General features: G+C 37.8%; 19 protein-coding genes. 14 read left to right on the top strand and 5 right to left on the bottom strand.

Annotation, left to right across the window (positions count from 1 at the left end; all coding sequences use genetic code 11):
* Positions 1-124 precede the first annotated feature (124 nt).
* The 3 genes from rlmD (at position 125) to ACTB0Y_RS05630 (ending at position 2,880) form a co-directional block, all read left to right on the top strand.
* Positions 125-1,537 carry a 23S rRNA (uracil(1939)-C(5))-methyltransferase RlmD gene (gene rlmD, locus ACTB0Y_RS05620; RefSeq protein WP_463205830.1) on the top strand — a complete coding sequence of 471 codons (1,413 nt, stop codon included), beginning with the start codon at positions 125-127 and terminating at the stop codon, positions 1,535-1,537.
* 27 nt (positions 1,538-1,564) lie between these two features.
* Positions 1,565-2,263 (top strand): Crp/Fnr family transcriptional regulator, encoded by a 699-nt coding sequence (locus ACTB0Y_RS05625; protein WP_463205831.1) that lies wholly within the window; start codon positions 1,565-1,567, stop codon positions 2,261-2,263.
* A gap of 263 nt (positions 2,264-2,526) precedes the next feature.
* Positions 2,527-2,880, top strand: a complete 354-nt coding sequence (locus tag ACTB0Y_RS05630; RefSeq protein WP_463205832.1) for a hypothetical protein — start codon at positions 2,527-2,529, stop codon at positions 2,878-2,880.
* A gap of 66 nt (positions 2,881-2,946) precedes the next feature.
* Here ACTB0Y_RS05630 and ACTB0Y_RS05635 read toward each other — a convergent pair whose 3' ends face one another.
* Positions 2,947-4,680, bottom strand: a complete 1,734-nt coding sequence (locus ACTB0Y_RS05635; RefSeq protein ID WP_463205833.1) for a right-handed parallel beta-helix repeat-containing protein — start codon at positions 4,678-4,680, stop codon at positions 2,947-2,949.
* A 291-nt stretch (positions 4,681-4,971) separates the two neighbouring features.
* Between ACTB0Y_RS05635 and ACTB0Y_RS05640 the strand changes: the two genes are divergently transcribed.
* The gene (locus tag ACTB0Y_RS05640) at positions 4,972-5,373 is read left to right on the top strand and encodes a hypothetical protein (RefSeq protein ID WP_463205834.1); all 402 of its coding nucleotides are present in this window, start codon (positions 4,972-4,974) and stop codon (positions 5,371-5,373) included.
* A 44-nt stretch (positions 5,374-5,417) separates the two neighbouring features.
* Here the strand turns inward: ACTB0Y_RS05640 and ACTB0Y_RS05645 are convergent, their stop codons facing one another.
* Entirely contained in the window at positions 5,418-5,918 is a 501-nt protein-coding gene (locus ACTB0Y_RS05645; RefSeq protein WP_463205835.1) for a hypothetical protein, read from the bottom strand.
* 120 nt (positions 5,919-6,038) lie between these two features.
* Here ACTB0Y_RS05645 and ACTB0Y_RS05650 point away from each other — a divergent pair, with 120 nt between their 5' ends.
* The 10 genes from ACTB0Y_RS05650 (at position 6,039) to ACTB0Y_RS05695 (ending at position 15,984) form a co-directional block, all read left to right on the top strand.
* A complete protein-coding gene (locus ACTB0Y_RS05650) occupies positions 6,039-8,150 on the top strand; it encodes a M3 family metallopeptidase (RefSeq protein WP_463205836.1) in 2,112 nt (703 codons plus the stop codon).
* Between the two features lie 123 nt (positions 8,151-8,273).
* Positions 8,274-9,443, top strand: a complete 1,170-nt coding sequence (locus ACTB0Y_RS05655) for a PAS domain-containing sensor histidine kinase (protein ID WP_463205837.1) — start codon at positions 8,274-8,276, stop codon at positions 9,441-9,443.
* Entirely contained in the window at positions 9,440-10,483 is a 1,044-nt protein-coding gene (locus ACTB0Y_RS05660) for a response regulator (RefSeq protein WP_463205838.1), read from the top strand. The genes ACTB0Y_RS05655 and ACTB0Y_RS05660 overlap by 4 nt, the downstream gene beginning before the upstream one ends.
* Before the next feature lie 237 nt (positions 10,484-10,720).
* The gene (locus ACTB0Y_RS05665) at positions 10,721-11,149 is read left to right on the top strand and encodes a hypothetical protein (RefSeq protein ID WP_463205839.1); all 429 of its coding nucleotides are present in this window, start codon (positions 10,721-10,723) and stop codon (positions 11,147-11,149) included.
* Positions 11,150-11,168: 19 nt separating this feature from the next.
* Positions 11,169-11,918 (top strand): PRC-barrel domain-containing protein, encoded by a 750-nt coding sequence (locus ACTB0Y_RS05670; protein ID WP_463205840.1) that lies wholly within the window; start codon positions 11,169-11,171, stop codon positions 11,916-11,918.
* 159 nt (positions 11,919-12,077) lie between these two features.
* Positions 12,078-12,395 (top strand): sll1863 family stress response protein, encoded by a 318-nt coding sequence (locus ACTB0Y_RS05675; protein ID WP_463205841.1) that lies wholly within the window; start codon positions 12,078-12,080, stop codon positions 12,393-12,395.
* Between the two features lie 36 nt (positions 12,396-12,431).
* Positions 12,432-13,916: a BON domain-containing protein gene (locus ACTB0Y_RS05680; RefSeq protein WP_463205842.1), complete on the top strand. Its 1,485-nt coding sequence runs from the start codon at positions 12,432-12,434 to the stop codon at positions 13,914-13,916.
* A gap of 146 nt (positions 13,917-14,062) precedes the next feature.
* A complete protein-coding gene (locus ACTB0Y_RS05685; RefSeq protein WP_463205843.1) occupies positions 14,063-14,458 on the top strand; it encodes a hypothetical protein in 396 nt (131 codons plus the stop codon).
* A 51-nt stretch (positions 14,459-14,509) separates the two neighbouring features.
* Positions 14,510-15,673: a baeRF7 domain-containing protein gene (locus ACTB0Y_RS05690; RefSeq protein WP_463205844.1), complete on the top strand. Its 1,164-nt coding sequence runs from the start codon at positions 14,510-14,512 to the stop codon at positions 15,671-15,673.
* Positions 15,674-15,696: 23 nt separating this feature from the next.
* Entirely contained in the window at positions 15,697-15,984 is a 288-nt protein-coding gene (locus ACTB0Y_RS05695; RefSeq protein ID WP_463205845.1) for a hypothetical protein, read from the top strand.
* Positions 15,985-16,044: 60 nt separating this feature from the next.
* On the opposite strand, the gene ACTB0Y_RS05700 is transcribed toward ACTB0Y_RS05695, so the two are convergent.
* The 3 genes from ACTB0Y_RS05700 to ACTB0Y_RS05710 all read right to left on the bottom strand — a co-directional run bounded on the left by ACTB0Y_RS05700 (position 16,045) and on the right by ACTB0Y_RS05710 (position 19,039).
* On the bottom strand, positions 16,045-16,329 hold the full coding sequence (locus ACTB0Y_RS05700) for a hypothetical protein (protein WP_463205846.1): 285 nt from the start codon (positions 16,327-16,329) through the stop codon (positions 16,045-16,047).
* Positions 16,330-16,401: 72 nt separating this feature from the next.
* Positions 16,402-17,151, bottom strand: a complete 750-nt coding sequence (locus ACTB0Y_RS05705) for an alpha/beta fold hydrolase (RefSeq protein ID WP_463205847.1) — start codon at positions 17,149-17,151, stop codon at positions 16,402-16,404.
* Between the two features lie 142 nt (positions 17,152-17,293).
* Positions 17,294-19,039 (bottom strand): potassium channel family protein, encoded by a 1,746-nt coding sequence (locus ACTB0Y_RS05710; protein ID WP_463205848.1) that lies wholly within the window; start codon positions 19,037-19,039, stop codon positions 17,294-17,296.
* Between the last annotated feature and the right edge of the window lie 3 nt (positions 19,040-19,042).

Here is a 19,042-nt window from a genome sequence, read left to right on the forward strand (position 1 = left end):
CCAAAACGGACTATAACAGATAAAAATACCTTTTCAGCCCTTAAAGGCACCGAATCATGCCATTAACAGCGTCTTCGGCATAAGTTTTGATTAAAGGAAAACAGACTACAAAAAAGAAATAGCTTTGGGAAGAAGAAATAAAAAAAAACCATTACTCGAAGAAGTAGAAATCACAGATATTGGATCTGAAGGGAAAGCCTTAGCGCGCGTAGAAAACAAAGTTGTTTTTGCACCCTATACAGCACCAGGAGATATCGTAGATATACAGGTCACCCGTAAGCGAAAAAACTTTCTGGAGGGCTTTGTTACTCAATACCACAAATATTCAGACAAAAGAATAGAGCCTTTTTGTAAGCATTTTGGCACATGCGGAGGATGCAAGTGGCAACATTTGCCCTATGCAGAGCAACTCAAAGCAAAACAACAACAAGTTGTAGATAATCTCGAACGAATTGCCAAAATACCTTTGCCTGAAGTATCGCCAATAATGGGTTCAGCCAAAACACGGTATTACAGGAATAAACTGGAATTTACATTCTCTAATCGCAGATGGCTGTCTAAAGATGAAATAGCACAAGATAAGACACATGACGACCTTAATGCTCTTGGATTTCATGTGCCCAAAATGTTCGATAAAGTTTTGGATATTGAAACCTGCTATTTGCAAGCCGATTTCTCAAACAATATTAGAAACGAAGTCAGAAAATTCGCATTAGAAAACAATTATACATTTTTTGATATCAGAAACCATCATGGTTTACTCCGGAATTTAATCGTTAGAAATACCTCATCGGGTCAATGGATGGTTATCGTAGTTTTTTATGAAGATGATCAACCGAAAAGAGAAAAACTGCTAAACCACCTTCAAGAAACATTTCCGGACATTACTTCTTTAAATTACATTATCAATGCCAAAGCAAATGATTCCATTGCCGATCAGGAAGTAATCAATTACCATGGTAAAGACCATTTGCTCGAAGAAATGGAAGGATTACAATTCAAAATCGGTCCAAAATCGTTTTATCAAACAAACAGCGATCAGGCTTATGAATTGTACAAGGTAGCCAGAAACTTTGCCGGCCTCGACGGTAGTGAAATTGTTTATGATTTATACACTGGCACCGGAACCATAGCCAATTTTATAGCTTCCAAAGCCAAAAAAGTAATCGGTATAGAATATATCGAAGAAGCGGTTGAAGATGCCCGCGTCAATGCAGAACTAAATGATATTGAGAACACTTCTTTTTTTGCAGGCGACATGAAAGACCTGCTAAACAAAGAATTTTTTGAAACTCATGGAGCACCAGACGTTATTGTAACTGACCCGCCCCGTGCAGGAATGCATCAGGATGTGGTGGATGTAATTCTTAATTCAGGAGCAAAAAAAATTGTTTACATAAGCTGCAATCCGGCCACACAAGCTCGTGATTTAGAGTTGCTTCACACTAAATACAATGTACAGAAATTACAACCGGTAGATATGTTTCCACATACTCACCATATTGAAAATGTGGTTTTACTCGTAAAAAATATATAATTTTAAGCTTGTGAAAAAAATCAACTTATGGAAAATCAAGATAGCTGCATAGATGTACTCGTAAAAAACAATTCAGTATTTAGTACGCTTAATGAAGATGAAATAAAGCTTCTGTACGAAAATTACACCTGTACCTCCTTTAAGAAAAACGAAATTATTTTTAAAGAAGCAGAGCGCCCAAGTGGACTTTTATGCCTGCAGGAAGGAAAAGTAAAAATCTTCAAAGAGGGCGTCGGTGGCCGTGAACAAATTGTAAGAATGGCCAAACCGGTAAGTTTTATAGGTTATCGTGCACTTTTTGCCGACGAGAACCACATAGCCTCTGCCCAGGCTATCGAAAACAGCAAGGTTTGCACCATAAGAAGAGAAGCGCTGGAAAGTATTATTCGTCAGAATTCCGATTTCTCAATGCGCATCATTAAATCATTGGCTTACGAATTGGGCTTTGCCAATAAAAGAACAGTAACACTTACACAAAAACATATACGTGGCCGCCTTGCCGAATCCCTGCTCTTTCTGAGAGACACCTATGGATTTGAGGAAGATGGACATACCATCAACATTTATCTCTCGAGAGAAGATATTGCCCACCTCTCCAACATGACAACTTCTAATGCCATCAGGACCCTTTCAGCATTCGCTAAAGAAAATATTATAGATATTAACGGAAGACGCATTTCTATAAAAGACATAAAAAAATTAGAGTGGATAAATGACCTCGGATAAGCATTGGGGACAAAATTCATTTTAAATCATTTTTACAAAAGAAACACCTGCCAGTGTTTCTTTTGTGCTTTTATGTAATATGAAGTGCACGGAAACGCACAATAATAAGAATTTATTTTATTTTTTTATTAGAACAAAACACTGAATAACAAATACTTAATGCTTTCGACATATAATTGGTTTATATTAAGTGTAACACTTGAGGAGTTTTGTCGTCTTCATAACAGAACCCTTTTAATTATTAACCTTTAAAACCTAAAACCATGAAGAACTTAAAAGTAATTGCTATTGCATTTGTTTCCGTAATCTTTTTGAACGCTGCTGCCATAGCTAGTAACCCGCCTGTTCCTGCAGCAGAAATTAATGCTTCGCTTCACAATACACTTGAGAAAGTGATGGATTATCCGTCGAATGTGGATGAAGACATACCCAACGCTAGAGTATGGGTAACATTTGATGTGAATGAAGATGGTACGCTAAATGCCACAAATGTGCAAGGCGAGCAGGTATTTGTAGACCATGTAAAAAAAGAACTGAAAAACGTGCAAGTAACGAACCCTTACCTCCATGGAAAAACCTACATGATAAAAATAGTTTTCAATAAGGAAATGAGGTAAGTTTTAATTCCCATAACACTTAACTAAAGCCGGCCTCCCAGCCGGCTTTTATTTTGCATGCATGTTTTATTTCTTAATCAGCTTCCGGTTCAAATGTGTACCGTCTGACAATTGCAAACGCATCAGGTACATACCCGGCATCCAGCTCCTAGTTCTGATTGCCACATTATGGCCCGGCGACTGAATATCCTGAACCATCTGACCAGTCAAATTGAATACTGTAGCACGCACAATTCTCTCACTACTTTTTAAATTCAAATTGGACCTAAATGGATTTGGAAATATATCCACAGCAATTTGTTGACCGGATTCTATGGAAGTAGCCACATCTACAGCTACCTTGTATGTAACACTGGTAGAATCTTCTGCAACAACAGTGTACTGTAAAGTATCTGCAAAATCTTGTATCGATAGTCCGCTTTGCTGCAAATTACCATCTACCAGTACCCTTGCATACTCACTCACTTCAAATAAAGGTGCTAATGAATTAATATCTGACCCTTCAGGCAGAGTAGCTGTAATAAGTAGGTTTTGCTGGTCAATACTGGCTTCAATTACAGTATCATTCAAATCAAATGCAAAATAGTGAAATTCCTTTTCGGTATTTAATATGTAAATAGGCTCGTAATATACCACTCCGAGCGTAGTATCATCGGCATGATCAATGATGCCAACTTCTGCCTCAGACACTGAAGATGTTCCCCACCAATTATTTTGAGCGTAAATATTTCCGTCTGAATTGTTGTATAAATTGTATAGCACGCCCCCATTTCCATTTTCGTAGATATAATTATGTCCAATGTTTACGGTATCGGGGTCTATCTCACCAACGTTAGGCTGCGCACCATTCTGAATGGTAATACCCCATAAGTTATTCCTGATGATATTATGTGCTACCGTAGCTTGCGCCCCACTACTGAAAGCAATACCGGACCCACCATAGAATGGGTTATCCTCCAGGTTATTATCCAGAATATGATTATGCGATATGTTTGCCTCCACAGCACCTTGCAGATTAATTCCATACCGGTTATTTATAATCACATTACTATCTACAATTGCAGAAACATTACCACCGGCCAGAGTTGCCAGGCTAAGCCCCCCGGTCTCATCGTAATTTCCATCGATAACATTACCGCGAATAACTATATCATTGACACCATCACTCGTACCAAGGTTAATCTGTGGTCTGTTGCCATTTTCGGTATTGTTGTGGTAGAGATTATTATATCTAATAACCGGCGATGATGCTGCAGTAGCACCTGAACTTATGGCAGACCTGAAATTTTGTGTGAAATTACAGTATTCAATAACCGGATTGGATTGCAAGAGGTTAATTGCTCCGGAACCATTGGCATCGGTCATTTTATAAAATGCACAGTTATTGAAATATACGTCTGAATACAACAACTTCACTCCGCCGCCATATCGGAACTCAATGTTTTGTAAAACCGAGCCAACACTTTCGTCAAAGGTAATTCCTGCGTAACCAAGCGTAGAATCTACAGCCGTAATTACAAGTAATTGATCCGATTCTGCTATCATTGTACCTTCTATACGCAAATCACCCGTGGTTTCAAAAAACAGGCTGTCAGCATTTGAAAGCATCAACGTATCGCCTGTTGAAATAACAATCTCCCCAGAAAGGGTATAGTTACTTCCTGCTGCCGTAAACTGGCTCCCGGCTGAATCGGCAAGCAAGTCGGGTGTAAAAACAGTTCCCGATCCACTCGTAATATATTGAGCCGACAAATAAACGGGCAACCAAAAAACTGTAAAAAGAATAAATATTTTTCTCATAACTGGTTTGTTTAATTAATTATAAACTAACAATTTACAAAATTAATGTGCTCTACTAACAAAAGCAAGAAATATTTTTGAAGTTTTTCATCCCGAAAATTTAAAAGCCCAATACCCGAAATCTTTCACAAACCATCAAAACTTCGATGGATAAACCGATCTGTGAAAAATATAATACATACCAATCTCAGCAAACAAAACCGGCTTATAAATGGTCTATATTTATAGGGAAAGAGTAGCATTCCCAGCATATTATTACTAAATTTGATTACCAACTAAAAACAATTCACAATGAAAAAAATTATTGAAGACAGTGATTATGCTGAAATTTCTTACGACCCTGATCTAAAGATGGGAAAAATCGCATGGAAAAGAAAAACACTAACAGATGAGTACAGGCACGCTTTTACTACACTCCTCGAGTTCAGTAAAACCCATCAAATAGACAATTTCTTATCGGATATCAGGAACCAGGGCGTAGTAGCACCCGAAAACCGCAAATGGTTCGAAAATGAAATGCTTCCTAAAGCTATAGATGCCGGACTTAAGAGAGCAGGTTCTGTTTTCGATGGTAATGTTTTTAAGAAATACTACATGAACATGATTATTAAAGTGTCGAATAAATTCGGCATGCCATTAAAACTTTTCACTACAGAGGAAGAAGCAATAGACTGGTTTAATAGTTTCGAGTAATTTGTTAATGTTTAGGTTATTATGAAAGGTACGCCAATCTGAAACTAAATCTTTGTTATTTGCAATAACAGGTGGCTCTTTGCAGACCGATGAATGGCCAACTCATCTCCATCGTGCACGGCATCATACAATTCGGGCGAAAGTATCAGTTTTTCATCGCCGGCTTGCACTTCGTATTCATTTGGCGCATCGTTAGGGCTTGCACCAAAACTCTGCTTTTGGGTGCATCTGGCCGACACAGGTGATTCCATCTGTTTAAAAAAATCATTACTTGTATTTTTCTGAACTGTTTTTTGAGTTACAGTTTTCTTTTTATTTACAGCATCTGCCATCAGTAACCGTGATGTGCCGATGAGAATAACTGATGCCAGTAAAAAACCAATAATAACGAGTAAACCAGCAGGCAGATAAAAACCTTCTTTCGATGAAATGAAATAAACCATAGTAGCCACTGCACCACCAGCCAGCAAACTTAAAACAATCCTGGTTGCCAGCAACCTGAAAACCTTTCTTTTGTCATGCGTGTTAAAAGATATATTTTCCATCATTTACTTTATAAAGTGTTCAGAAACGTACGATAAATATTTTTTTCACCTGCCATTCGAATATTAGACGCTCAATAGTTACTTTTGTTTGTTAAGGTAAAATCATAAAATTAATAAACCGTGAAAAAAATAATGTTTGCAGTATTAGCATCGAGTCTGTTACTAGGCGCTTGCAGCGATGGAAGCAAAGAAAAAAGTGGCGAAAACCCATTCTTTTCTAAATTTGAGACACCATATCAAGTACCTCCGTTTGATAAAATTAATACAACACACTACATGCCTGCCTTTAAAAAAGGTATGGAGGAGCATAAAAAAGAAATTCATCTCATCATCATTAATGAAGAGCCTGCAACTTTTGAGAATACCATTGCCGCGCTCGACAAAAGCGGCATGATGCTCAGACGTGTTAGCTCAATATTTGGTAATTTGAAATCATCTACCATAAACGATGAACTTCAGGAAATAGCCAACAAAGTATCTCCACTAAAGTCAAAGCACTACGATGACATCAACCTCAACGAAGAGCTTTTTCAGCGCATCAAAACTGTTTACAACAAAAAAGATGAGCTCAATTTAACCACAGAACAAATGAAACTTCTGGATGATACCTATAAAAAGTTTGTTCGCAATGGAGCCAACCTGGCTCCAGATAAGCAAAAAAGCCTACGAGCTATCAATAAGGAATTATCTCAGCTTTCCTTGAAATTTGACGAAAATCTTTTGGCCGAAACCAATAACTTCAACCTCTTTATTGAAAACAAAGAAGATTTGGCCGGGTTGCCGGAATCAGTTCGCCAGGGCGCTGCTGAAGCAGCTAAAGCCGAAGGAAAAGAAGGGCAATGGCTATTTACATTACATAAGCCCAGCCTTATACCATTCCTGCAGTTTTCAGAAAAACGCAATTTGCGCGAAAAACTATACACAGCCTATATCACCCGTTGTGACCAAAACGATGAGTACGACAACAAAGAAATACTCAAAAAAATGGTAAAACTACGTGTTGACAAAGGCCAGCTTTTAGGTTTTAAAACTTATGCACACTATGTACTTGACGACCGCATGGCAAAAACACCCGAACGTGTATTCGATTTGCTTAACAAACTGATGAATGCCGGTAATGAAGTGGCTAAAAAAGAACGTGCAGAAATGCAGCAAATGATTAACAATGAAGGACACGACTTTGAGTTAAAGCCATGGGATTGGTGGTATTATGCCGAAAAATTGCGTGTAAAAAAATACAACTTCAACGAAGAATCAACACGTCCCTATTTTGAATTGAAAACTGTGCGCGATGGCATGTTCAAAGTAGCCACTAAACTTTGGGGCCTACAGTTCAAAAAACGCAACGACCTCCCGGTTTATCACAAAGATGCTATGGCATTTCAGGTTATGGAAGCAAATGGTGACCACGTGGGAATCCTTTATATGGATTTCTTCCCTAGAGCAAGCAAATCATCAGGTGCATGGATGAACTCATTTATGAAACAACACACCAAAGATGATAAGCGTGTAGCACCGGTAATTTCAGTTGTAACAAACTTTTCTAAACCTACCGGCGACAAGCCATCACTCTTAACCTTCGAAGAGGTTTCTACACTATTTCATGAGTTTGGACACGCTTTGCATGGATTGCTTTCAGACACAAAATACTATACTCAGTCAGGCACGAGCGTTCCCCGCGATTTTGTAGAGTTGCCTTCGCAAATTATGGAAAACTGGGCAGCCCAGCCAGAAGTTATTAAAATGCTTGGCAAACACTACAAAACAGGAGAAACAATACCCGACGAGCTTATCGAAAAAATGAAAGCCGCAAGCCTTCACAACCAGGGATTTGAATTAACAGAATTCATTGGTGCCGGACTGCTCGACATGCACTGGCACATGCACACCAATAAAGACCTGAAAAAGGTTAAAGCATTTGAAAACGAAGTACGCGAAAAAATTGGATTAATACCTGAAATAGAATTCCGTTATCGCAGTCCTTACTTCTCACATGTTTTTGCAGGTGGTTATGCAGTAGGCTATTACGGTTATGCATGGGCAGAAATTCTTGATGCAGATGCTTTCCAGGCTTTCAAAGAGAATGGACTATTTGATGAAGAAACTGCTAAGAAATTCCGCAACCATATACTAAGCGTTGGCGGCAGCAATGACGCCATGAAAAATTATGTAAAATTCCGTGGAAAAGAACCCGAAATTGATGCACTGCTCGAACGCCGTGGATTGAAATAAAAAAACACACAATATACTTTGAAGGGTTGTTGCTATTGAGTAACAACCCTTTTCTTTTTTCAAAAATAAATATAAACTATAAAGTATTGTTTTTGTTAATTTTATAAACACAAGTAAATTTATATGTCGGAAACACAATTTGACATTGAACATGTATTAAAACTCGAAGCAGTTTTTAACAACCCCCTGGCAGGACTAATAATTCTAGACAGAAAAGGAGAAATAGAGGCAGTTAATCAGGCCATGGCAGAAGAACTCGAACAGCCAAGAAACCAACTAACAGGCACATCCATTGAAGGATTCTTAAACGAAGAAAGCCAGCGAATGCTGCATAAATATCTGGAGTATTGTGCCAACAGAGATGAGAATGATGAGCATGGAAGTATTGAGTTGCAAATTACCAGAAACAAAAAAAATGCCCGGCATGTAGAATTAGCCATATCTGAAACTTATATTAGAGATGTACTGTTTTTTGTTGGCGTAGTTAAAGATATTACACCAGAAAAAAAGCTTCAGCGTAAACTTCAGGAACAAAAAGCAGAAAAAGAAAAAATTGAAGCCAACCTGGAAAAAGAACAAGAAATAAGTGACCTGAAAAACCGATTTGTTTCAATGGCTTCGCATGAGTTCAGGGCTCCATTGGCAGGACTGCTTTCCTCCGTAAACCTCATTGAACGCTATATAAATTCCGGCCAAAACCAATGGAAAAATTTCCCTTATCACAACCACATTGAAAAACATTTAAAAATACTTAAAAGAGCCTTAGGTAATTTGCAAAGTATTTTAAACGAATTCCTTTCTCTTGGTAAACTTGAAGAGGGCAAACTTGAAAGCCATTCACAAACATTCCACCTGGGAGAGTTCTTTCAGATGCACCAGCAGCAGGTAAATGACATTATTGCCCCGCCACAAGAACTTCATTATCACTGCAGCCATTGCAATGCAAAAGTCCACATGGATAAAAACTTCCTGCACAACATTTTAAATAACCTGATATCGAATGCATCAAAATACAGCCCCCACAACTCAGAAATCAATGTAAAAGCTTACACAAAAAGCAATATACTTTATATGTTTGTCGAAGACCAGGGTAAAGGCATTCCGGAAAAGGAACAAAAAAAGATATTTGATCATTTTTTCCGCGCCAAGAATGTAAGGAATCATCAGGGAACAGGCCTTGGGCTAACTATTACGCAAAAATATGTGGGACTAATGAACGGTGTAATTAACTTCAATAGTGAAGAAAACAAGGGAACTACATTCAATGTTGAACTACCATTTAAGCAAGCATGAGTAAAAAAATTCTAATTATTGAAGATGATCAGATCCTGCGCGAAAACACAGCAGAATTACTGATCCTGTCTGGTTACGAAGTAATAACATCATCAGATGGTAAAGATGGCATACGAAAAGCTGCAAGTGAACATCCGGACCTTATTTTATGTGACATTATGATGCCCGAAACAGATGGATATAGTGTACTGCATGCGCTTAACCAAAACGAACAAACAGCCACAATACCATTTATTTTTCTTACAGCAAAAACAGAAAACAATGCCCTCCGGCAGGGAATGGAAATGGGTGCTGACGACTTTTTATACAAGCCCTTTGAGGATATTGAATTACTCAATGCCATACAAAGCCGGCTAAAAAGACAAGACCAATTAACAGCCATAACCGGAAAAAAGGACAAAACACAAAATGACCAAAGCACCCATGCTGAAGTTATGCAGGAGCTATTGAGCAAGGCCACATCTATAAACCTGAAAGATGGTGAAACATTATACCACCAGGATGAATATCCGCATTTTGTTTACTATGTAGCAGAAGGAAGCATAAAAACCTACCAGCTCAGCAACCAGGGAAAAACATTTATAACAGGAATTTTTCACAGCGGAAGCTTATTGGGTTACAAGCCCGTAATTGAGAAAAGGCCTTCAAATCAGTTTGCTGAAGCGAACGAACTCACAGAGATAAAAAAAATACCTGCAAATTCATTCCTCGATGCCCTCTACAACAATCCACAAATGTCGAAACACTTTATTCGGCACATATCAAGACGGCTGAGTAAAAAAGAAGAAGAGTTAATGAGCGTGGCTTACAATTCGGTTCGTTACAGAATAGCATTTAAATTACTTGAGCTCAGTGAGAACCATCCCAACGGAATAATTGATTTGCCAAGAACAGATTTAGCCGGAATGATAGGAACTACAGCGGAAACACTTGTAAGAACATTGACTGAGTTTAAAAATGATGGACTTATAGAAACAGATGAACACAACATTACAATACCCGATGCGAAAAAACTACGCAATACACTAATCAGGTTTTAGTACCTTGCTTACTCCTGCGATTTTTTGTGCTCAGCTTTATCCTGCTTTTCTATTTCTTGCTCCTAAAATACGACTCACCTGACTATTGAACCTCCTAATTAGACTTGAATCAAATATTGATTGATCTGTATCAATAAAAACTTAAAAAATTGATGACAATCAATACTGCACATTGAGGCAGCTCATTGCAAAAATTTGCACGAAGGCTGATATTTGTACAAGAAACAGTAAAGGAAAATGAGGCAAATAAAAAACATAAATCTACTTCTTTCAATAATACTCATACTGGTGAGTTGTAATACAGCAGACCAGGAAAAAATAATGAGAAATAATATTCAGAAAGAAGCCAAAAAAACAGGAGAAAAAACAAAAGCATATGTAGCAACTGAAAAAGCAGCCATCATAAACGGGCTGGAGAAAGAAGCGGAACAAACACATAATAAAATTACACGACTGAAAATAAAAACCAAAGCCCGAAAGTCAGACACAATAGCAAAAGAAATGCTCAATAAAATTGAGCAAGCATATAAAAGACTTAGTTATAACCTAAGAGAACTAAAAAGCAAAAGCGATACAGCTTTTACAAGTAAAAGAAAAACTGTAGAGCAACAAATTGAAACGCTGAATAAAACCATTTTAAAAACCCAAAATTCACTTAAAGAATAAGATAAGAAAGGAGCGCATTATGAAGCGGAGTTTAAAAGCATTACTAGGATTCGACTTAGCAACAACTGATAAAGAAAAAGGAAAAGTAAAAGACTTCTTGTTCGACGAAGAACGTTGGGTAGTAAGATATCTTGAGGCAGATCAGGGTAAAATATTGCCACGCAAGCAAGTTTTAATACCCAGGGTATTTTTAGATCAACCAGAATGGAGCAAAGGCAAGTTCCCTGTAAAAATGTCTAAAGAAGATATTGAAAAATGCCCGGCTACTGATGAAACACTGCCTGTTTCGCGAAAATATGAACAAGAGCTGGCAGCACACCTACAACTCAATAATTATTGGGCCGTAGCACCGCCTATAATAGGTACTTCAGCATACCCACCACGCCCTATAGTAACTCCAAAAAACCAGGTAAAGGAGGAAGATGTGGATACAAACCTGAGAAGTTTTAAAGAGGTAATCGGATATGAAGTCGACACAGCAGATGGTAGCTACGGAGAACTTACCGATATTATTATTGATGATGACGACTGGCAAATTGTATACTTCGTGACCAATAGCAAACATACTGATACAGAGCGAGAAGTAATGCTTGCCATTGGTTGGATTAAAGAGATAAGCTACGTTAACCAGCGCATTACATTAGAAATAGATTTTAAAAACATGGTACACGCTCCGGAATACAACCCGGCAACTCCCGTCAATATTGAGTTTGAAAAGAAAGTGTATGATTTTTACGGACGTAACCAAATGAAATGGAATATTTCATAATTACGATAAATTTATTGAATCAAAATGGGAGTGGCCCTATGACCAAGCTGGATAATCAACATCAAACTGCAGCAAAAATATTTGAAAAGCTGGATGATCTTGAGGAAAAGAGCCAACAAATAGAAATTATTTTACGCAAACCCCTTAAAAAATAATACCATGGAAAAAGAAAAATACAGAAAAAAGGCAAAAGAAACTGTTGATGATATATTTAATCAGATAGAAGTACTTGAACAAAAAAGACATCACGTTTCAAAAGAAATGAAAGCCGAATACGATGAGCAAATAGCGGCGTTAAAAGCCAGATATGCCGAACTCGAAAACCAATATAAAGAACTTGAACTCTCAAGCGGTCAGGCCTGGCAAGACACCAAGAATAAATTTGCAGAAAGTGCAGATTATTTCAAATCCGGGCTGACAAAAATAGCTGAAATATTTGAGTCTGATCAGGAACGACCAAAACCTGATCAGGCGTAATTAAAAAAAATGTTGACCCTTAAAAATTTATTTATTATGAGACTAAAAACAATGTTAACAATAGTATTAATAGCATTAATTTCTATTGGTTGGGCTCAAAAAGACATACCCGACCAGAAAATTGCTGATGCCATACAGACCGAATACCAATTTGACCATGCCATTAACTTTAATAAAATAGACATAAAAGTAAATGATGGTATTGCAGAACTGACCGGATCGGTATCGAACATCAAAGCGAAAGAAAGAGCAACAAAAATTGCAGAAATGGTAAAAGGTGTGCGTTCAGTTTCAAATCGCATAATTGTTGACCCACCATTAATGCTCAGTGATCAAACCATAGACAATAAAGTAACTACTGCACTACTGAATGACCCTGCAACAGAAAGCTACGAAGTAGACGTCAGTGTATCAGACAAAAAAGTAACACTTAGCGGAAATGTAGAGTCTTACAGAGAAAAACAACTGGCAGGCAACGTGGCCAAATCAGTTGTTGGCGTAAAAGCCGTTTCAAATAAAATAGAGATAGATTATGACCTCACCCGGACAGATAGTGAGCTAAAGGATGAAATTGAAAAAACTCTAAAATGGAGCACAAGCGTCGATGATGGATTAATTGATGTAAAAGTAAAGAATGCTGAAGTAGAACTCAGCGGAACTGTAGGAAGTGCCGCCGAAAAACGCAACGCTCGCTATCTTGCATGGATTACAGGAGTAAAAAATGTGGATGCATCAAAGATCGACATTGAATGGTGGGCTAAGGACAAAGACTTAAGAAAGAATAAAAATGTAGATAAACCAGATAAAGTTATTGAAGATGCCATTATTGATGCAGCGTTATTCGATCCGCGTGTTTACTCATTTGACATTGCTGCGGAATCAGAAAACGGGTGGGTAACACTCAGAGGCACGGTCAACAACCTAAAAGCACGCCAGGCTGCTGAAAACCTGGCTAAAAACACTGTAGGTGTTAAAGGTGTAACAAATCGCATAAAGGTTGAGCTTGACTTACCACCGGCCGACAGTGAAATTAAAGATAATATTCTCACTGCACTGAATCGAAACTCGGTAACAGAATCTTTTGAAATTGCCGTTGACGTGAAGGCAGGCATAGTAACCCTCTCCGGATTGGTAGATAGTTATATGGAAAAAATGGAGGCAGAATGGGTTGCAAGTGGCGTAAAAGGTGTAACCACGGTAAAAAACCTAATAACCGTTAATTCACCCTACTCCTATTACTGGTGGGACGCTACACCTTTTCACGAATGGTATTACGTACCTGCAGCTGCTGCTGAAGTGGTAACCGTAACTACACCAAATGATAAAAAAATAAAGAAAGAAGTAGAAAACCAGCTTTGGTGGAGCCCCTATGTCGACGCCGATGACATAAAAGTAACTGTTGAAAATGGGGATGTAACGCTGACCGGTACAGCAGATAATATAACTGAGTTTCGACGTGCTACAGAAAACGCATGGGAAGGCGGAGCATGGAATGTAAAAAACAATCTTGAGATTCAGTAGGAAATTATTATAGCCTTTGGACTGCCTGAAATATAATCACTTTGTTCAATGACTCAAGTTAGAAAATCCCATGACTTAATAAAACAGAGTAACCATTTCAGGTAGTCCATTATTAAACAGATTAATAATCCCAAAAAATAAAATCTATGTTATACCCAATACTAATATCATTTCTTATTGCAGTATTATTTGCGGCAATTCTGTCCGCGGCGTTTAAAAGAGAAGGACCTGGACCTATGGGAGGAGCCATATTTTTTTTCCTAATCATCTTCCTGTTCTCCTGGGCCATCGGATCATGGGTTACACCAATTGGACCACTGTTTTATGGTGTCCCGTGGCTGGGTTATCTCATTATCGGGCTTTTTACAATGCTACTGATCGCTGCATTAATACCCGCAAAACCTAAAAAACCAGAAACACCCTTTGAACAGGCAGAAGAAGAAGCTGAGGAAGCCAGAGCCTTAGGTATTACATTTGGCATGTTTTTCTGGGCACTGATGATAGTGTTATTATTTGCCGGCATAGCAAATCTAGTGTTCTAAAATGAGCATGGATATGTTGATAAAATAGACAAAAAAAGTAGAGGAGGAACGATGCAAACAGAAACTATAATTTTCAATATTGAAGATTTTAAACAATTGGCCTATACTCATGAGCCCTTATGCTTGTCAGTATTTATCCCTGCATATAGGGCCGGGCAAGAGGTACAAGAGCAACATGCGCAAAAAACATTAAAAAATATTATCAAACAAGTGCGCATAAGATTAATTGACCGGGAATTGAATAAAAATGACGCCGAAGTATATCTGAGGCCGCTCATAAAATTACTGGATGATAATGAATTCTGGACCGATCAATCGGATGGACTTGCCATATTCATTACACCCAAAACAATAAAAAAATATAAGGTGCCAATTCATTTTGCACCATACTATTACATCGCAGATCATTTTTACCTGAAACCCCTTATTCCAATACTTAACAGCGATGACAAATTTTATGTTTTGGCGCTCAGTCTCGAAAAAGTAACCCTGTTTGAGGCTACACCATACACAATTGCAGAAATAGATAACTCAGATATACCTCAAACATTGGAGCAAGTTGTTGGAAATGAAACCGAACAAAGGCATTTGCAACAGCGAACCGGCCAGAATAATAGCGGCAATGCCATGTTTCATGGCCATGGGAGTGGCAATGATGATAGAAAAAATGAAATCACCCGTTTTTTACAAGCGGTTGACAAGCAGGTTACTGATATCCTCAATGGCGAAACAGCTCCGCTCATACTTGCCTGTGACAAACAACATTTTGGAATCTATAGAAAAATAACCAATTACAACAAACTCAGCAACAATTACATTCCCGGAAACCCGCAAGATATGGCCCCCATAGATTTACATCATCAGGCTTCATTGTACCTGGATGACGAGTTTGGAAAAGTTAAAGACAAAAAAATCGCAACTTTTCGCCACTATTCTGCCACAGACAAGGTTCTTGCAGAAATAGAAGATATTGTTCCCGCAGCGTTAAATGGGCAGATAGATACCTTATTTATACAACCCAATAAAGAAACTTTTGGCCTTTTTGACCAGGAAAACAATACAATAATAATTGATCGCGAAAAACAAATTCAAAATGCTTCGCTATATAACCTGGCAGCTGTAAACACTATTCTCAACAATGGCAATGTGTACTTACTTTCACAAGACTATATGCCATTAAATAAAACTAATGCAAACGCATTACTTAGGTATTAAATTGGAAAATAAAAGGAGGAATTATGAGTACTGCAAAACTTAAACAAAACATTAAAGCAAAAATAGATGATATAAACTCAAAAGTTTTGAGCATCCGTGAACGTATGAACAAAGAAGAAAATCCGGATGAAGAGCTTCAAAAACTATTATTACAATTAGAAAAAATTCAAACAGAGTTGAAAGAAAAATTTGACACACTTGAAGCTGACCCAAATGCCGATTGGGATGAATTTGACAAAAACATTCATCAGAGTGTCAAGTCATTTAATCAGGCTTTTACACAAGCAGGTACCTTATTTAAAAAACAATGATGGTGCGCTTTGTTCATTTTCATAATTGAAAAGCCCGTGGCCAATGTTTGGCCCGGGTTTTTACTTTGACTCATCATCTACAATGTGCTCGCTTATCTCTTCTTCAACGTCATCAACTTCCTTTTCGATTTTCTCAATTTTATCACCATTTCCATTTTTCTTTATTCGATTTATTGCATGGCGAATTAGAGGAATTTCGTAAGAAAGAAGTATGAGTATTGCGGCAATAAAAATATAACCTAAGGGAATAAAAGGCACAAACATAAAAACTAAACCCAACAACAGCACCACAACGCCAATAGAAGGTCTAATATATTTTGTGTATTTTGGAGGTATGCTAGCCATCAAAATTTATATCAATACAATTCTAAAAAAACTTGATTGGGAAAATATTTAATGTTTAACAAGGCCCGGAAACTATTGTTTACAACAAAAATCGCACACCAGTTTGCGGTACTTTTTTTTATTTGAGAGCATAGCCGGATGTTTGCCTTTTTCGAAAAGCTCCAGCCTGCTATTGGGTAGCATATCATTTACAAGCCTGACCTTTTCAGCGGCTCGCGGAATCATATTATCGTTAGTAAGTGCTGTAAGCAGCACTTTGCAGTTTAAATCTTCAAGCGAATCGAACCAAACCGTTTTATGCTCGGCAAAATGTAATTGATTACTGGCATCACTTTTTAATACCTCCTGCCAATCTTTTCCATGCAGGTACTGAAAGAACATGCGGAAAAAATTAATCTTAATGGTGCGTTCCCTCTGAGCCATTCGCTCTTTTGCCCGTTCAGGAGGTAAGGCCAAACCCTCAAAGCTGTCCGCAATGAGTGCACGACAATTAAGCTCCTGATCTAAAGCCAGATGAAAACCCACAATAGCGCCGCCGCTTGTACCCAGCACATTAATATCTGTGGTGTTTAATTCAAGTAAAACTTTCTTTATCAGAAAAGCGCTGTATTGCCAAAAGTCACCCTCAAAATCATGTATGCGGTCGCTCCTTCCATGCCCGGGTAAATCAAAAGCAATTACATGAAAATGTTTGCTATAATACCGGATTTCGGTCTTTAACATTTTAGAAGACCCTCCGTTATCGTGCAATAAAACTAACGGAGCACCTTTTCCTCGCTCGTTATAAAACAACCTGATATTTTTAACTGTAAAATAAGGCATCAATAAATATTATTGTTGGCTTTAAGATAAGATATTTAATCAATATCAGGAAATTTTTGTGTATTTAAAGATTCGCACATTGGTGCAAATTAAAATAAAACTGCTTTAACTCATTTAAGACCAGAAAAAAAAACAAATTAGTTTATCGCAATATTTTGTGCACCAACGATACGGTAAAATAACTAAGCAGAAGCATGCCAATGAAACCCTGTATTGCGCTTAAACCACGTGCCAGCCCAATCGGGAAGTGATCTCCATACCCAATGGTTAACATCGTTATGGCACTATGATAGAAACTTCTTGACCACAATGGGAGTTCATGTTCTGCACCAACGCTCACAACAACGTTGCCCCAGCCCGCAACAATGAGTATCAAGTAGCCCAGGCTAAAAAGTATATAAACCATTATCATTGTAGTAAATACTCTTTGAGGGCTGGTACCATACAAGCCAGTATAATCAAGCAACACGCGATCAAGTGCATATGAAATATTTCGGAGTATCTGCTTACCAATTCCCTCGTTTTTATTAGCCCACCTTGAACGAGCTCTGCAACGACGATACTCAACATAAGCCAAATCTTCCGAATCGTATTGGCCATTGGTACTAAAATTTTCCTTTAACATCAAAAACTGTGTGGCTTTCTCATATTCATCAGTCAAAGACTGCTGATTATAAATGGCCTTTTCTACCTGGTTTAATTTCCAATCGATGTAAAGGAGGCCTGGAAGACTCATATCGGTAAAATTTATTAATGGTATGGGCTGGCCTCCCCTGGGCAAATTCAAATCAAGAATATCCCTCACCACGGCATTTCTCAGGTTTAGACTCTGGGCACTATATACCCTGAAGTTCAAATAACGATTAAAGAAGCAATAACTGAAATCGACATTATGCAGCTTGGCCTGCTCTAGCTTTATCAATGCATTCTGAGTTTCAGCACGTGAAAAATTCAAATCAGTACTATTAAAAACTACCTCACTAAAATCAACAGTCCCACTACCAAAAAGCACTTTTTTAAAAGTTAGTTTCCCATTGTGGGCTTCACAACCGGCAAAATTCCAACAACCATTGCCGGCTTCGCTCCTGTTAAAATTGACCTTGACATTTTCGAACTCCGTAGTACGAAAATCAATATCACCTTCTCCAAAAAAGGCACGGTCAAAAGACACCTCTTTTGATTCGAACCGGGCAAACTGAAAATTTATGCTACCCTTGCCAATTCTGGATACTTTAAAACTTAGTCCGCCGCTAAAATGAGTATCAACCATATTGATATCCCCATCGTCGAATTCGCAATTGGTGAAATCAACAAATGCACCTTCGAAAGCCGCATACTGGAAATTTTTTTCACCTTTATCTAAAAGAGCATTTTTGAAAGAAAGACCGCCCCCTGTGAGTTTTGTGGATGTGAAAATGAGGCCCCCTTTACGATGTGCAATATAAGAAAAATCAATTTCTACATTTTCAAATACACTGTGCGAAAGCGAAATATCACCACCATAAAAAATGGCATTTTTAAAGCTGACCTCGTTCTTATGTACCGTAATATAAGAAAAATCTACATTGTTGTGTACGTTAAAAAATGAATCATTTGCTACGATTTTGTTAATTTTTATCAACTCATTTTTATCAATCAAGCTCAACCGCCTCCAGGCAGTCATCGAAAAATTTTCAACATATGCCTCATCGAGCATAATAATACGTTCTTGCTCAATCAGGTTATAAATTTCATCAATGTTGGCAATTCCAAAATCCTGCGTAGAAAGCAAATGATTACTTAAATCATAAAATGATATAATGGCGGTTTGTTCATACCTGGTACCCAGAGCAGAAACATAAGGCTTATCGACTGTTTTTACACTAAAATGATGAAAAGTTCTATACATCGT

This window comes from Salinivirga sp., assembly GCF_055145285.1.

Bases quoted from the DNA above. Each gene is read 5' to 3' on its own strand.
- ACTB0Y_RS05670 (WP_463205840.1), top strand. From the start codon at position 11,169: ATGAAGCGGAGTTTAAAAGCATTACTAGGATTCGACTTAGCAACAACT.
- ACTB0Y_RS05660 (WP_463205838.1), top strand. From the start codon at position 9,440: ATGAGTAAAAAAATTCTAATTATTGAAGATGATCAGATCCTGCGCGAA.
- ACTB0Y_RS05700 (WP_463205846.1), bottom strand. From the start codon at position 16,329: ATGGCTAGCATACCTCCAAAATACACAAAATATATTAGACCTTCTATT.
- ACTB0Y_RS05655 (WP_463205837.1), top strand. From the start codon at position 8,274: ATGTCGGAAACACAATTTGACATTGAACATGTATTAAAACTCGAAGCA.
- ACTB0Y_RS05625 (WP_463205831.1), top strand. From the start codon at position 1,565: ATGGAAAATCAAGATAGCTGCATAGATGTACTCGTAAAAAACAATTCA.
- ACTB0Y_RS05710 (WP_463205848.1), bottom strand. From the start codon at position 19,039: ATGTATAGAACTTTTCATCATTTTAGTGTAAAAACAGTCGATAAGCCT.
- ACTB0Y_RS05675 (WP_463205841.1), top strand. From the start codon at position 12,078: ATGGAAAAAGAAAAATACAGAAAAAAGGCAAAAGAAACTGTTGATGAT.
- ACTB0Y_RS05630 (WP_463205832.1), top strand. From the start codon at position 2,527: ATGAAGAACTTAAAAGTAATTGCTATTGCATTTGTTTCCGTAATCTTT.
- ACTB0Y_RS05640 (WP_463205834.1), top strand. From the start codon at position 4,972: ATGAAAAAAATTATTGAAGACAGTGATTATGCTGAAATTTCTTACGAC.
- ACTB0Y_RS05645 (WP_463205835.1), bottom strand. From the start codon at position 5,918: ATGGAAAATATATCTTTTAACACGCATGACAAAAGAAAGGTTTTCAGG.
- ACTB0Y_RS05635 (WP_463205833.1), bottom strand. From the start codon at position 4,680: ATGAGAAAAATATTTATTCTTTTTACAGTTTTTTGGTTGCCCGTTTAT.
- ACTB0Y_RS05685 (WP_463205843.1), top strand. From the start codon at position 14,063: ATGTTATACCCAATACTAATATCATTTCTTATTGCAGTATTATTTGCG.
- ACTB0Y_RS05705 (WP_463205847.1), bottom strand. From the start codon at position 17,151: ATGCCTTATTTTACAGTTAAAAATATCAGGTTGTTTTATAACGAGCGA.
- ACTB0Y_RS05690 (WP_463205844.1), top strand. From the start codon at position 14,510: ATGCAAACAGAAACTATAATTTTCAATATTGAAGATTTTAAACAATTG.
- ACTB0Y_RS05680 (WP_463205842.1), top strand. From the start codon at position 12,432: ATGAGACTAAAAACAATGTTAACAATAGTATTAATAGCATTAATTTCT.
- ACTB0Y_RS05695 (WP_463205845.1), top strand. From the start codon at position 15,697: ATGAGTACTGCAAAACTTAAACAAAACATTAAAGCAAAAATAGATGAT.
- ACTB0Y_RS05665 (WP_463205839.1), top strand. From the start codon at position 10,721: ATGAGGCAAATAAAAAACATAAATCTACTTCTTTCAATAATACTCATA.